Below are 13,493 nucleotides of genomic sequence, written 5' to 3' on the forward strand. Positions count from 1 at the left end.
TTTACCTGCCACATAACGAATAGTTATAGCAAGGTAGTTAAACCTTTAGCATCTTCTCGCTTAATCACTTTATGTCCATCTTCGGTAACACCTTGCTTCCAATAACTACTGAAATAGCTTTTATGACGCTGAATCAGATTATGATCATTAAAGTGGCTTCGAATCGTTTTCATTGCGGTAAATTCACAAGCACACCAAATAGCAATATCTGAATTTGTAGATACAATATTGATAACGCAGTCAGACAACTGACTAGGCTCATGTCCAATAACTTTATGTAATGCCATACCCTGAGGCAAAGTCCAATTTGGCATATCTTGTTCCGAGGTGATTTGTACAATAACATCACCAACCACATCCGATTTTAATGCTTTAATTTTTGCACTTAAAGCAGGAATAGCAGTCATATCCGCCACTAAAAATAACTGCTTCGCATTGAGTTCAATATCTTGGCTATTTCCTGGTCCACCAATGGAAATACGATCTCCAACTTTAGCTTTCATCGCCCAATTGATGGCATAACCGCCTTTATCTTGAACTGTCAGGTTTCTATTATTGCCGGCGTATTCAGCTTCATGTTTAACAAAATCGACACTGATCTTACCTTGCTCAACATCCAGCTCACTGATGGTATAAGTCCGCATAATCGGACGTTCCCCATCGGCTAAATTACTCACATCGGTATGGCCTTCAGGATGAAAAATCAACTTGATGTAACCACCCAAATCAGACTCTTGTAATTGCTTTAATTCTTCGCTTTGCAACGCAATACGTTGCATATTCGGTGTTAAGGCAAAAGTATCAATGACTGTCGTTGTTTTAGGCTTATGATTCGGTTTCATTCTGACTCCTTATCTTGCTGATTGGCTGGTGAATTTTTATTTCCCTGAGATCTAACACGATGTTTTCCACCTTTTAGTTCTCGATTATCCCCCTCATGTTGGCGATGATGTCTACGACCATGATGATCTTTATGTGAGCATTCCTTACCGCGCATTTGCCCAAGCTCATCACCATCACGATATTTTGCTTTCACGCGTTTCACTGTCGAAATACTGGATCCTGTTTCATCAGCGACCGCTTGCAGTGTTTTTCCTTCTAATAATAACGTTACAATTTTTTGATGCTGATCTTTATCCGCTCGACGACCTCGAAATTTTTCTTTCCACAATGCTTTATCGATTCGTAACCCTCTGCGCCCAAATTCCGCCGCGATTAAACGATGTTGTGTTTCAGCATCTGCGTATCCTTTCAAAACTTGTAATACTGCTTGTGTACTATCACTATTTGGAGTTAAAGAAAGCTGCTGATTGATGGTCTTAATCTGAATGCCTTTATCGAGTAAGCCTTCTATTGCTTTATAGCAATCATCAAATTGACGACTAAATTCCGTCAACCACCACACCACTAACGTATCACCAGCTATCATCTTTTCAGCTAATAATTGATATTGAGGTCGCTCAAGTAAAACAACATTTCCTCTCACACCCGTTTCTTTGAATAAGGTTAAATCTGATTGATATTGCTGCATTTGTTCAATTCTTGAATCAACATCTTTCATTTTTGGTGAGATTCGAATGTAGCCATAAGTATTGTTGTTCATTTTAATTCCTTCAGTTGGAGTACAAGATGAGCGAACACTTTCTTTTGACTTTTACCATCGAGATAGCTCAATAAGTGTTGTGGCTCAATTTAAAATAAGCATAATAGCTCATAAGTAAAAGGTCAACACCAAATGAGCTAATCATTAAAAATAAACAAAAAAGGCCCTATTATAAAAATAGGGCCTTAACTCATTATATTGGTTTTACACCATGTAAATTAAGCCTTTTCTGGCTCTACATCTGGTTGCTCAGGTGGAATATCATCATCATGTTCTTCCATATTCCACGGTAGAATACCTGGAGAGATATGAATGAAATGCAGATAACGCTCAAACTGATTCAAAATGTCATTGATAATATCTTGTGACTCATAGTTATACACATCATAAGCTTGACCACCACGACGCAAGAACACTTCCGCGCGGTAATAATACTCATCTAATGGTTCATTAGCTTCCGAACTCACAAACTCTGGCATTTCATAACCACGTAAACGGATCTCATAAATAAACTCAACCTGACCTTCTTTGAACACTTCAAAGTGCGCGCGGCATAGTTCTTCATCAAAGGTAACTTCCGCTTCCCACTCTTGTTCTTCTAGCTCTTGCTCTACACGCTTCATACTGTTTAAAGCCGTTACGCTAATGAACTTTTCAACAGAATCTCGAGATGGAAAATCAACTAAATTTGCCAAACGCTTCTTCCACAATCCTTTCCCTGACGGCGTATTCGATTGCTGCATTTGCATATACTGTTGCTGACTGTCTTCGTGGTGCCCTTCTATGCGTAAAGCTCTAATCATGCCAAACATGGCGATCAGCATAATAATAGCAAAGGGTAATGCACTAACAATAGTCGCGGTTTGTAAAGCGCCTAAACCACCGGCAAGCAATAAAACAGCCGCGACGACACCTTCCGTTGAGACCCAAAAAACACGTTGCCAGATTGGAGTTTCCTGAACCCCGCCCGAAGCTAGTGAGTCAATCACTAATGAACCGGAATCTGATGATGTCACAAAGAAAGTCACAATTAGGATCACGGTCAAGAATGAAATGATAGACGTCATAGGTAAACGTTCAAATAATTTAAACAGCGCAATCGCATTGTTATTTTGCACTTCACTGATGATGTGCGTGTAACCATCCACCATGATCATATGCAACGCAGTGTCACCAAAAACAGAAAACCATAGGAACGTGAAGATGGTAGGAACGACCATTACACCAACAACAAATTGGCGAATAGTACGTCCACGGCTTATTTTCGCAATAAATAGCCCCACAAATGGTGACCACGCAATTGTCCAACCGAAGATAAACAAGGTCCAGTTACCAATCCAATCGCTTGATGTATAAGCTTGAAGGTTAAAGGTACGTTCAACAATATTGCTCAAATAATTTCCTGTGTTTTGCATGAAAGTATTCAAGATGAAAATTGTCGGACCGACAGCAAAAACAAACACCATTAAAGCAATCGCAAGCACCATGTTAAGTATTGATAAATTTTTAACACCTTTATCCATACCTGCAACCACAGAGGCCATAGCACACAAGGTTATCACCGTAATCGCAATGATCTGAACCGTGCTATTAATGGGAATTTCAGGCCACAGATAATTCAAACCGGTATTAATTTGCGTAACTGATAAACCAAGCGTAGTCGCAATACCAAATAACGTACCGAGAATGGCAAATACATCAACCGCATGCCCCATCGGACCGTGAATTTTATCACCAATTATTGGATATAAGGTTGAGCGCATTGATAACGGTAACCCATGACGGAATGCAAAGTATGCCAATGCTAAACCCACTAAGCCATAAATAGCCCAGATATGAAAACCCCAGTGGAAAAATGCGATTTGCATGGCTTGGCGCGCAGCATCAACTGTTAACGCAGGCCCGGTTGGTGGTGATGCATAATGAAGAACTGGTTCTGCTACGCCAAAAAAGAGCAGTGCTACACCATAACCCGCAGAAAACAGCATCGCGAACCACTCAGGAAAGCTATACTCAGGTTCCGAATGATCTGGGCCTAATTTAATTTCTCCCCATTTACTGACTGCGACACAAATAATGAAGACCAAAAAGATCGCCACAGACAACATATAAAACCAGCCAAAATTAGTTGTAACGGCCGATAAGATATCTGAGAAAAAAACACCTGCTCGTGCTGGATTACTTATGGTTCCAATCACAATTAATGCGATTACAATAACTGCGGGTATAAAGACGGGAACTAATACCGTCGAGGACCTTTTTTCTGCTTTCACGTCCATGTTGTTCTCCTAATAACAAAAAATGCAATCTCCACTCAACATCCAATTACGTTTAATAATAATGAGTGAAAAATTGCAGCATGAAGCTAGCATACAAAGAGCGGTTGTGAATTTCTACCCCAAAGGAAAAAATATAACCACATTAAAATTAAGTGATTATTTATTACGCCTAAAATATTGATTATAAATAGACAGGATAAATGTTTACATAGCAGGCGTCGGCAGAGCTAATGATAATCAACACTAATGCAACATTAAAATCGGCTATTAATATTTATATTTTTCAGGACTATTTAGTTTTTTACAGAATGAAGATTCGGGTAACAAGGACAGGAAACCACATGGTCATTAACCATTCCAACGGCTTGCATGAAAGCATAGCAAATGGTTTCCCCCATAAATTTAAAGCCTCGCTTTTTTAAAAATTTACTTAATGCTTTAGATTCATCACTTATCGCAGGGATTTGATCCATACTTTGGCGTTGAGGTTGAAGCGGTTTTCCATCAACAAATTGCCATAATGCCGCAGATAATGAACCGTACTCTTTTTGTAATTCAATTGCGGCTCGTGCATTGGAAAACACAGAGGCAATTTTTCCTTTATGTTTTACCACATCATAATTTTCAATAATAAAAGGCACTCGTTGTTCATCGTATTGTGCGAGTTTTTCGATATCAAAACATTCAAAGGCGGCAATATACCCGGCTCTTTTATTCAAAATTGTCCGCCAACTTAACCCTGCTTGTGCTCCTTCCAAACAAATAAATTCAAACAATTTAGAGTCATCATAAACAGGTACTCCCCACTCTTGATCATGATATTCACGCTCATTATCGTGCTTCATTGCCCAACCGCATGTTGTGTCTTGTTGCTCTGCCATGAAATATTCCTATAAATTAAACGTAAAAAGATGGTAAGAAACTAAAAGGATTAAAAACCAAAAAATCTCTGACAGATTAGCTCATTTCAGAGATTTTTTATTACTGTAATATGACGAGTGAAATCAGTGACTACATCTGGTTAAATTCTTTATTCACTTTGTAAGCATCTGAAGTGACATAAGCTTCCATCTTACGAAGTTTAACTTCAATTTGTTGATATTCAGTGTCCAGATCCACCAACAATTCAGAAGGTACTTTTCCTGCCTGCCACGGTTTGCTTTTTAAAGTATGATCTTCTGCATGACTTTCTTCATATAAAGAAACGGGACGCTTATCAACCATTAACCAAACACCGATATAAGCAAAAACCACTAACAAATAGCCACCCAATAAAAAAACAGAGACCGCCAGAATCCGGATCCACCACACTTCAACACCAAAATAACGGCCAATTCCCGCGCAAATACCCGCAATTTTTCCCGTTGTCGGTTCTCTATAAAATGACTTTTTAGACATTCACTACCTCCAATTTGGCGCTTCAGCATCCAATATTTTTTCTAACGTTTTAACTCGTGCTTGCATCGTTTCGGCTTTTTCAGCTAACTGCTTCAGCTTCTCAAGTTCTTCACCAGATAATCCAGTCGACACTTTGCGCTTACTGCGATAATGCAAGATTAGCCATAAAGGGGCGACGAAAATCATAAATACCACTAATGGCGTGGCAAGAAATGTCATCATATATAGCTCCTACTCTCTTCTATTCTGAAACCTTCAATAAGAACCATAGCACTACTGACTATCTTGTACATTGGATTTAGCTTGCATACTTTGCTTGAGCTTTTCTAACTCTTTTTCAATCTCATCATCCGCTTGTAGCTCTGCAAATTCTTGATCAAGACTTTTCCCTTTTGCACCTAAATCATAGCTGTCGGCTTCGGCTTCTAATTCATCAATTTTACGCTCATATTGAGCAAATTTAGACATCGCCTCTTCCGTTTTTCCGGTGTTCAGCTGTTTTTTTATATCACGACGATGAGTGGCCGTTTGTTTACGGGTTATAATTGATTGCTGACGTGCGCGGGTTTCCGTAATTTTACTTTCTAGCTTGTTAATTTCTGAACTTAATTTCTCTATCGATTCCGACAATAATGTTTTCTCGTTGGCTAAGTCTTTTAGAATATCATCCAATTTTTGCTTTTCAATCAAAGCCGCACGAGCCAAATCGTCTCTCTGCTTAGTCAATGCCAGCGTAGCTTTAGCCTGCCAGTTTTTCACTTGTTCTTGTAAGAATAAAATACGTCTCGAAAGCTCTTTATCATCAGCAAGTGATTTGGCTGAATGAGTACGAACTTCAACAAGTGTGTCTTCCATTTCTTGAATAATTAGCCTGATCATTTTTTCTGGATCTTCAGCTTTATCTAATAAAGCGCTGATATTGGAATTAACGATGTCCGCAAAACGTGAAAAAATACCCATGATTATGTTCCTCTCTATAAATTAGTACTTGTGATACTTGGAGTAATACATAATTCGTGCCAACAATGTTTTACATATAAATCAATATGATAACTGATGTTATATTCTTTCCCAAATAGCTGATATGATTAATATCACTAACTATTGGTCTAAATACTTATTTATTGACAATAATCGCAGGTGATATAGATGAAACCACAGAATTTAATCGGACAATCTGCCCACTTTCTCGCGGCTTTAGATAAAACCTCTCAATTAGCGGCAATAGAACGTCCCATTCTTATTATCGGTGAGCGAGGAACAGGAAAAGAACTCATAGCTCAACGTTTGCACTACCTTTCAAAACGTTGGAGACAACCTTTAATCAACTTAAATTGCTCAACTTTTAGCGAAGGTCTGATTGATTCTGAATTATTTGGTCATGAGTCAGGATCTTTTACAGGTGCTAAAAATCAACATAAAGGTCGATTTGAGCGCGCCGAGCAAGGCACATTATTTTTAGATGAGCTAGCAACAGCTCCAATGAGTGTGCAAGAAAAACTATTACGAGTGATTGAATATGGTGAATATGAACGCGTTGGAGGCAGCAAAACCTTGATGGCAGATGTTCGTGTAGTTTGTGCAACCAATGCCAACCTTCCTGAACTCGCACAACAAGGTAAATTTCGCGCCGATTTATTAGATAGGCTAGCTTTTGATGTAATACATCTTCCACCTTTACGTGAACGTGTTGATGATATTTTATTACTAGCGGAACATTTTGCGATTCAAATGTGTCAAGAACTCAGCTTTGAGATGTTCTCCGGTTTAAGTCAAAAAGCTCAACAAACATTAATTTCCTATTCATGGCCGGGGAATATTCGTGAACTCAAAAATGTAATTGAACGCGCTGTCTATCAACACGGCAATGCAGAAGGCCCCATCAATGACATCATATTCAATCCTTTTATTACACCACACCAAACTAGTGACGCCGTCACTTTAAGTTCATTGGAAAACTCAACTATTTCGAGGATAGATAAAGATGTTGCTCTCCCTTCGTTTTCACCCACAGAAAACTCAGATAATATTAATATAAGTCAACAAGTTAAAGATATACGTTTTCCTATCGACTATAAACAGTGGCAAGCCAACCAAGACATTCAACTACTCCACTTGGCCTTAGAACACGCTAAGTTTAACCAGCGTAATGCCGCGCAATTGCTCGGAGTAAGTTATCATCAATTAAGAGGCATGTTGAAAAAGCACAATATCTCACCTAAAACCTTATAATTACTCGAATGTTTAGAGATTGCATACTTGATGAGAGACGTAATATAGGCGATTACAATTCGAGACAATCAAGGCGAAATTCGTTATGATCTCTGATACGCAAAAATTCACCATAAACTACGCTCATCAGCCCTAAGCTTATTGAAGTTTATAAGGCTCGTAGTAAGGAACCTATAAATGTTCGTTTATACGTTACGACGAATTAACTTATTTATCATTACGCTACTTATTATCACCTTAGTTGGCTTTAGTATATTGCGACTTGACTCCGCATCACCCGCGGCTATGCAGCCTTTTTTTCAAGGCTGGTTAGAGTATTTACAGCAGCTATTACAACTAGATTTTGGCACTAATGGCATCGGAGTTCCTGTTATTGAAGAGATAAAAGTCGTTTTCCCTGCGACTTTAGAACTCTGTATTTTTGCAATGGTTCTTGCTTTGGCGATTGGCATTCCAATTGGTACGCTTGCTGGTATGCGTCAAGGAAAGCCAACCGATATAATCATTTCTTTTAGTTCAATGGTCGGTTACTCGGTGCCGATATTTTGGCTTGCACTTATGATGATAATGGTCTTCTCATTAAACATGGGAATAACACCTGTCTCTGGCCGATACGATTTGGCTTATCACGTTGAATATATAACTGGCTTTGCTGTTCTCGACACTCTTTTAAGTGATGGCCCTATGAGAATGGAAGCCTTGCGTAGTATCGCACTCCATTTACTTCTACCATGTTTAGTATTAGCACTGCCACCCACCACTGAAGTTATCCGCCTTATGAGAGCTTCGGTTGCAGACATCCGCAAGCAAAACTACATTCGAGCCGCTAGAACGCGTGGTTTATCTACTTTTGAAATCATTTTTCAGCATGTTTTACGCAACGCCATTCCACCCATCATCCCTAAAGTTGGTGTTCAGCTAGCGAGTATGCTGACTTATGCCATTATTACTGAGTCTATTTTCCATTGGCCTGGCATTGGCAGTTGGTTACTTGAAGCGTTAGATAATAAAGATTACGTTTCCATTCAAGCAGGTGTTATTACAGTGGCTGCTTTTGTACTGATGGCCAATATATTATCTGATTTATTGGGTGCTCTTGTTAATCCACTGATAAGGAAACAATGGCATGTTGTCAAATAACATCTATCAAGAAGAACATATCCCAAGTCAATTTGAACGTTTTTGGCGCAATTACCGCAGTAATAGCTTGGCTATGTTCGCCCTTTGGTGCTTTGTAGCTTTAGTGATCATTATTCTATCTGCTGGTTGGATTGCACCGCATGGTCCATTTGACCAAACGCGTCACATTCTTCAACCACTGTCTTGGAGCCATAACGGCAGTGTTGAATATTTTCTTGGCACCGATAATTTTGGTCGTGATATTTTGTCGCGCTTATTAGTTGGAACACAACTCACTTTTGGTTATGGTCTTCTCATTACTTTCATCGCAACGGTTATTGGTTGCGCCATCGGTATTTTTGCAGGTATGACCAAAGGCTTGCTTTCGAGCACATTAAACCACTTGCTTGATACCGTTATGTCGATTCCAACACTTCTATTAGCCATCATTTTTGTCGCTTTTCTCGGTGCCGGTGAGTTCAATATTTTATTAGCCATATGTTTGGCTTTGATCCCTAGATTTATTCGCTCGATCTATTTAGCAGTGAATGCTGAAATTGCCAAAGATTACAACATTGCTGCTCGCTTAGATGGTGCTAATGCTTTTCATCTTTTGTGGAGTTCAATTTTACCTAACTTATCTACCGTCATTGCAGCCGAAGTAACAATGGCAATATCCATGGCAATTCTCGACATTAGTGCCCTTGGATTCTTAGGTTTAGGCGCTCAAGATCCAACACCTGAATGGGGAGCAATGCTAGGTAATGCCGTTGATCTGATTTATATAGCCCCTTGGACCGTGACCTTACCCGGATTATTTATTATGTTTGCTGTCATTGTCGTCAACTTAATGGGCGAAGGTATCCGTAATGCTCTAAGTGCGGGGACAGAATAATGCCATTATTAGATATTCGAAATCTCACCATTGAAATAGAAACGCCACACGGTACAGTTAAAGCCGTGGATAGAATGAGCTTAACTTTAAACGAAGGTGAAATTCGTGGCTTGGTTGGTGAATCAGGCTCAGGTAAAAGTCTGGTGGCGAAAGCTATTGTTGGGCTAACCAAAGATAACTGGATCATTTCAGCGGATAGAATGAGACTTGGAAAAATAGACCTTTTACAGCTCAACGCAAAAGAGCGTCGTCGAGTGATTGCTCGTGATATTTCTGTTATTTATCAAGAAGCCAGCAGTTGCTTAGACCCCTCAGAAGAAGTCGGTCATCAACTACGTGAATCCATTCCCTCTTCATCTTTTGAAGGTAAATGGTGGCAACGTTGGCATTGGCGTCATAAATTAGCAAAAGCACTATTACATAAAGTGGGCATAAAAGATCATCGTCAAGTCATGGGATCTTATCCTTATGAGCTTACCGATGGGCAATGCCAGAAGATTATGATTGCGATGGCTATTGCCTCTAAACCTAAATTGCTTATTGCCGATGAACCTACTAATGATTTAGATCCTATTACACAATCACAGATCTTGCGTTTACTCAGCCGAATGAATCAAGTGAACAATCTCACTATTATGCTGATTGGACATGACTTAACGACCATTACCCAATGGGCAACTCAAATCACCGTCATGTATTGTGGCCAATCAGTTGAGTCCGCCAAAACTCAAGATATCCTCAATGCACCCAAACATCCTTATACCGTGGCACTTTTGCATGCTATGCCAGATTTTAACCAATGGATCCCGCATAAAAGCCGTTTGCCTTCATTACCCGGTTCCATTCCTCCATTACAACACCTACCAATCGGTTGCCGCCTAGGTCCTCGTTGTCCTTATGCACAAACCGAATGTGTAAATGTACCTCAGAGAGTGAAAATAAAGTCGCATAAGTTCAGCTGTCACTTCCCATTAAATATGGATAAACCACAATGAGTGCTCTACTAGAAGTGATCGATTTATCAAAAAATTTCGTCACTCGTTCAGGCCTTTTCCGCCGCCAAAAACAACAAGCAGTTAAACCTATTTCCTTTACATTAGAAGCCGGACAAACTTTAGGTATTATCGGCCAAAATGGTTCAGGTAAATCGACTTTAGCCAAGATGCTAGCGGGTGTGGTTGAACCAAGCCATGGAAAGATATTTGTTAATGGTGAGCGTTTATTTAATAAAGACTATTCGACCCGCTGTAAACTGATACGAATGATTTTTCAAGATCCGAATACTTCACTAAATCCTCGAATTCAAATTGGTCGAATCTTAGAAGAGCCACTCAAACGAAATACTCAAATGTCACCGGAAGCTAGGATCTTGCGGGTAAAAGAAACGCTACTTAAAGTAGGATTATTGCCAGAGCATGCTTATTTTTACCCTCAAATGCTCGCCACAGGGCAAAAGCAGAGAGTTTGCCTTGCACGAGCCATCGTACTTCAACCTTCCGTAATTATTGCAGATGAAGCATTAAATGGACTAGACATGGCAATGCGCTCGCAGATCATCAATCTATTTCTAGAACTACAAGAAGAGATGGGATTATCGTTTGTGTACGTGTCTCAGCACATTGGTGTGATTAAACACATTACGGATAAATTAATCGTGATGCATGAAGGTGAAGTGGTCGAATCGGGTGATACATTAAAGATCATTGATAATCCTCAGCACCCAATTAGCCAGAGATTAATTGACAACCACTTCCATAGTGCGCCAAATCATATTAGATAACGGAACTACGACAAGGAAAGTATTGAACTTTCCCTGTCGAGTTGTACATCAATAACAATAGCTTACAAAGCAATCAAACCAGCTCTCATATCAATGAAGTATATCAATTATGCTTAACGCTTTTGAGCTTGTTTTTTCAATTCAAAATCAAATTCGTCGGGAAAAACAATCACACCTTCCTGATCCGAATTAGGAAAGACAACGACCGATAAATCATCATCAGCCAATCCATGACTCCAACGACTATGCCACTTATTTAATGAGATCGCTTCAGGCTGGCATTCTTCCCAATCACCTGTCGCCCAAGCTTGTGCAAATTCTTGATTTGGCCAGACAGGCACACAATCTTCATCTTCGGTATTGAGCATCACACAACCATCTTCATCGACCAAGATCCAAATTTGACGATTCTCTACCACTTCTTTAATACAATATTGAAAACGCTTTTCACTATCGTAATTATTGATCGACTCGATTGTTGCTGCATCTAATGCTTGAGACATAAGTCACCTCATTTATTGGAACTAAAAGACAATAAAAAAGGCGAGTATTCCTCACCTTTTTGTTCATTCATTATTATATTCAAGTATGAAGAGTATATTAAACTAGCTCACCTTGTAGCCAAGGCCAACCTTGTTTTTTACGGCTTAATGTATTTTCCATCATTAAAGAACCATTCTTCACATGCTTCTCAAGTTTAGTTGACCACTCCCCTTTGAACAAAAGCTCAGTGGTGCTGGTGGTAATATCCGTCAACATAAGCGCTGCAAATGCTAAACCATCTTCTTGACAACGGCGCTCAAGATCCGCATTTAAGTCATCCAGCATGCCGTCAACTTGTTCCATTGTCGCTAGCTCAACTTGGCCAACTACAACATCACGCCCATTGAATGGGTACGCTTTTAAATCTTTCTCAACTAACTGCGCTGCCGTCAAACCTTCGATATCGGTTTTAGCAATAAGTAAGTTTTTAATAAATTCGTTTAAGTTCTCAATCTCTGCAATTTCAGCCAATGCTTTTACTGCAACTTCATCTTTTGGAGTGCAAGTTGGAGAAGCAAAGCCAACTGTATCTGAAAGAATAGCCGACATCATAAGTACCGCTAGCGGTTTTGTAATTTCGGTTTCTTCCATTTTAAATAGATTAAAAAGAATCGTACAAGTACACCCTACTGGCCAAATCCAGGCTTCTAATGGGTTAACCGTCATTACATCGCCTAAACGGTGATGGTCAACAATACCCACCACTTCGGCTTCTGCAATATCATCCGGTGCTTGTGCGAGATCGGTATAGTCTACCAACCAAATTTTCTGCCCTGCCACACCCATGCACATTTCAGGTTGCTCTACACCTGCTTGCTCAAGAATATATTGAGTTTCACGGTTCAGTTCACCTTGACGCACAGCTTTAGCTTCTAAGCCACGAGCTTTTAAAAGTTCAGTTGCGACTAATGCGCTACAAATGCTGTCACTATCTGGATTTTTATGGCCGACTACTTGGATCATGGAAGTTCCTATAACAACGTTGATAAGGCAGCCTCAGTGCGCGATATTGAAAACGCGACTCAAGCTATCAAAGATAATTTGGGGTGACACTTTACCTGAATTTCAAAGTTTGTCATCGCTTGTGGGTAAATAAGCCCTGTAATTTATGACAAATTGGCACTCACAAAAACAGCTCAAACTACTTTTGCTGTAATAATCAACACTCAACACAATTTAGAGTGAACAAACCATCAAAAGCACTCTTTACTGCTTGCTAAATTGTAGGGTTGCAACCTATTGTATAAGCATGATTAAAGCTAAGGAAACACTATGAAATTTAAAATTGAGAATGTTGCTGAGTTAAACTTATTACTACAATTTGACCCAAAAAGCCTGCAAACGGGAATCAAAGTTCGTGGTGATGCAGAGCCTGAATTACAAGCCGCAGTAAAAAACTTATTTGAGAAAAATTTATGCACACTGCCTGATGGTGGTTACTTAACGGATGAAGGTATTGAGGCCTCTGAGCATGCATTAAAATTACTGCATGTTTTGTCCGCTTAATTCTACTCATTAATAGAAAACTGCCGTTTCACTTTCTTATTGGAACGTTCTTATTGCGACGTTTTTATTGCAAAGTGCAGCGGCATTTTTTTATATCAACCTTATAAAAGTATGAGTCTGAATTGAATGGATTAACAT

Annotated in this window: 15 protein-coding genes; 6 read left to right on the plus strand and 9 right to left on the minus strand. The window is 39.4% G+C overall.

Annotated elements, in window-relative coordinates:
- Positions 1 to 23: 23 nt before the first annotated feature.
- From HC725_RS06675 to pspA, 7 genes are all read right to left on the minus strand, one after another.
- A complete protein-coding gene (locus HC725_RS06675) occupies positions 24 to 842 on the minus strand; it encodes a siderophore-interacting protein (RefSeq protein ID WP_190331043.1) in 819 nt (272 codons plus the stop codon).
- Positions 839 to 1,603: a recombinase family protein gene (locus HC725_RS06680; RefSeq protein WP_190331044.1), complete on the minus strand. Its 765-nt coding sequence runs from the start codon at positions 1,601 to 1,603 to the stop codon at positions 839 to 841. Before HC725_RS06680 ends, HC725_RS06675 begins: the two co-directional genes overlap by 4 nt.
- Before the next feature lie 218 nt (positions 1,604 to 1,821).
- Positions 1,822 to 3,882, minus strand: coding sequence for a BCCT family transporter (locus HC725_RS06685; protein ID WP_190331045.1), 2,061 nt, complete (start codon positions 3,880 to 3,882; stop codon positions 1,822 to 1,824).
- 293 nt (positions 3,883 to 4,175) lie between these two features.
- Positions 4,176 to 4,763 (minus strand): DNA-3-methyladenine glycosylase I, encoded by a 588-nt coding sequence (locus tag HC725_RS06690; protein ID WP_190331046.1) that lies wholly within the window; start codon positions 4,761 to 4,763, stop codon positions 4,176 to 4,178.
- Between the two features lie 130 nt (positions 4,764 to 4,893).
- The gene (pspC, locus tag HC725_RS06695; protein ID WP_190331047.1) at positions 4,894 to 5,280 is read right to left on the minus strand and encodes an envelope stress response membrane protein PspC; all 387 of its coding nucleotides are present in this window, start codon (positions 5,278 to 5,280) and stop codon (positions 4,894 to 4,896) included.
- Between the two features lie 3 nt (positions 5,281 to 5,283).
- The gene (gene pspB, locus HC725_RS06700) at positions 5,284 to 5,502 is read right to left on the minus strand and encodes an envelope stress response membrane protein PspB (RefSeq protein ID WP_190331048.1); all 219 of its coding nucleotides are present in this window, start codon (positions 5,500 to 5,502) and stop codon (positions 5,284 to 5,286) included.
- Between the two features lie 51 nt (positions 5,503 to 5,553).
- Positions 5,554 to 6,240 (minus strand): phage shock protein PspA, encoded by a 687-nt coding sequence (pspA, locus tag HC725_RS06705; protein WP_190331049.1) that lies wholly within the window; start codon positions 6,238 to 6,240, stop codon positions 5,554 to 5,556.
- A gap of 189 nt (positions 6,241 to 6,429) precedes the next feature.
- On the opposite strand from pspA, the gene pspF reads away from it, so the two are divergent.
- The 5 genes from pspF to HC725_RS06730 all read left to right on the plus strand — a co-directional run bounded on the left by pspF (position 6,430) and on the right by HC725_RS06730 (position 11,306).
- A complete protein-coding gene (gene pspF, locus HC725_RS06710; RefSeq protein ID WP_190331050.1) occupies positions 6,430 to 7,512 on the plus strand; it encodes a phage shock protein operon transcriptional activator in 1,083 nt (360 codons plus the stop codon).
- A 177-nt stretch (positions 7,513 to 7,689) separates the two neighbouring features.
- Complete coding sequence (locus HC725_RS06715; RefSeq protein ID WP_190331051.1) at positions 7,690 to 8,652, plus strand: ABC transporter permease; 963 nt, start codon at positions 7,690 to 7,692, stop codon at positions 8,650 to 8,652.
- On the plus strand, positions 8,639 to 9,526 hold the full coding sequence (locus HC725_RS06720; RefSeq protein WP_190331052.1) for an ABC transporter permease subunit: 888 nt from the start codon (positions 8,639 to 8,641) through the stop codon (positions 9,524 to 9,526). Before HC725_RS06715 ends, HC725_RS06720 begins: the two co-directional genes overlap by 14 nt.
- Positions 9,526 to 10,521: a peptide ABC transporter ATP-binding protein gene (locus HC725_RS06725; RefSeq protein ID WP_190331053.1), complete on the plus strand. Its 996-nt coding sequence runs from the start codon at positions 9,526 to 9,528 to the stop codon at positions 10,519 to 10,521. Before HC725_RS06720 ends, HC725_RS06725 begins: the two co-directional genes overlap by 1 nt.
- The gene (locus HC725_RS06730; RefSeq protein WP_190331054.1) at positions 10,518 to 11,306 is read left to right on the plus strand and encodes a peptide ABC transporter ATP-binding protein; all 789 of its coding nucleotides are present in this window, start codon (positions 10,518 to 10,520) and stop codon (positions 11,304 to 11,306) included. The genes HC725_RS06725 and HC725_RS06730 overlap by 4 nt, the downstream gene beginning before the upstream one ends.
- A gap of 113 nt (positions 11,307 to 11,419) precedes the next feature.
- On the opposite strand, the gene HC725_RS06735 is transcribed toward HC725_RS06730, so the two are convergent.
- Together HC725_RS06735 and HC725_RS06740 are read right to left on the minus strand one after the other, a co-directional pair.
- On the minus strand, positions 11,420 to 11,809 hold the full coding sequence (locus tag HC725_RS06735; RefSeq protein WP_190331055.1) for a DUF2750 domain-containing protein: 390 nt from the start codon (positions 11,807 to 11,809) through the stop codon (positions 11,420 to 11,422).
- 97 nt (positions 11,810 to 11,906) lie between these two features.
- Entirely contained in the window at positions 11,907 to 12,812 is a 906-nt protein-coding gene (locus tag HC725_RS06740) for a manganese-dependent inorganic pyrophosphatase (RefSeq protein ID WP_190331056.1), read from the minus strand.
- 309 nt (positions 12,813 to 13,121) lie between these two features.
- Here HC725_RS06740 and HC725_RS06745 point away from each other — a divergent pair, with 309 nt between their 5' ends.
- The gene (locus HC725_RS06745; RefSeq protein WP_190331057.1) at positions 13,122 to 13,355 is read left to right on the plus strand and encodes a TIGR02647 family protein; all 234 of its coding nucleotides are present in this window, start codon (positions 13,122 to 13,124) and stop codon (positions 13,353 to 13,355) included.
- Positions 13,356 to 13,493: the final 138 nt, after the last annotated feature.

It is taken from the genome of Vibrio sp. S17_S38, assembly GCF_014694375.1.
GTDB lineage: Bacteria > Pseudomonadota > Gammaproteobacteria > Enterobacterales > Vibrionaceae > Vibrio.

Bases quoted from the DNA above. Each gene is read 5' to 3' on its own strand.
- HC725_RS06675 (WP_190331043.1), bottom strand. From the start codon at position 842: ATGAAACCGAATCATAAGCCTAAAACAACGACAGTCATTGATACTTTT.
- HC725_RS06680 (WP_190331044.1), bottom strand. From the start codon at position 1,603: ATGAACAACAATACTTATGGCTACATTCGAATCTCACCAAAAATGAAA.
- HC725_RS06685 (WP_190331045.1), bottom strand. From the start codon at position 3,882: ATGGACGTGAAAGCAGAAAAAAGGTCCTCGACGGTATTAGTTCCCGTC.
- HC725_RS06690 (WP_190331046.1), bottom strand. From the start codon at position 4,763: ATGGCAGAGCAACAAGACACAACATGCGGTTGGGCAATGAAGCACGAT.
- pspC (WP_190331047.1), bottom strand. From the start codon at position 5,280: ATGTCTAAAAAGTCATTTTATAGAGAACCGACAACGGGAAAAATTGCG.
- pspB (WP_190331048.1), bottom strand. From the start codon at position 5,502: ATGATGACATTTCTTGCCACGCCATTAGTGGTATTTATGATTTTCGTC.
- pspA (WP_190331049.1), bottom strand. From the start codon at position 6,240: ATGGGTATTTTTTCACGTTTTGCGGACATCGTTAATTCCAATATCAGC.
- pspF (WP_190331050.1), top strand. From the start codon at position 6,430: ATGAAACCACAGAATTTAATCGGACAATCTGCCCACTTTCTCGCGGCT.
- HC725_RS06715 (WP_190331051.1), top strand. From the start codon at position 7,690: ATGTTCGTTTATACGTTACGACGAATTAACTTATTTATCATTACGCTA.
- HC725_RS06720 (WP_190331052.1), top strand. From the start codon at position 8,639: ATGTTGTCAAATAACATCTATCAAGAAGAACATATCCCAAGTCAATTT.
- HC725_RS06725 (WP_190331053.1), top strand. From the start codon at position 9,526: ATGCCATTATTAGATATTCGAAATCTCACCATTGAAATAGAAACGCCA.
- HC725_RS06730 (WP_190331054.1), top strand. From the start codon at position 10,518: ATGAGTGCTCTACTAGAAGTGATCGATTTATCAAAAAATTTCGTCACT.
- HC725_RS06735 (WP_190331055.1), bottom strand. From the start codon at position 11,809: ATGTCTCAAGCATTAGATGCAGCAACAATCGAGTCGATCAATAATTAC.
- HC725_RS06740 (WP_190331056.1), bottom strand. From the start codon at position 12,812: ATGATCCAAGTAGTCGGCCATAAAAATCCAGATAGTGACAGCATTTGT.
- HC725_RS06745 (WP_190331057.1), top strand. From the start codon at position 13,122: ATGAAATTTAAAATTGAGAATGTTGCTGAGTTAAACTTATTACTACAA.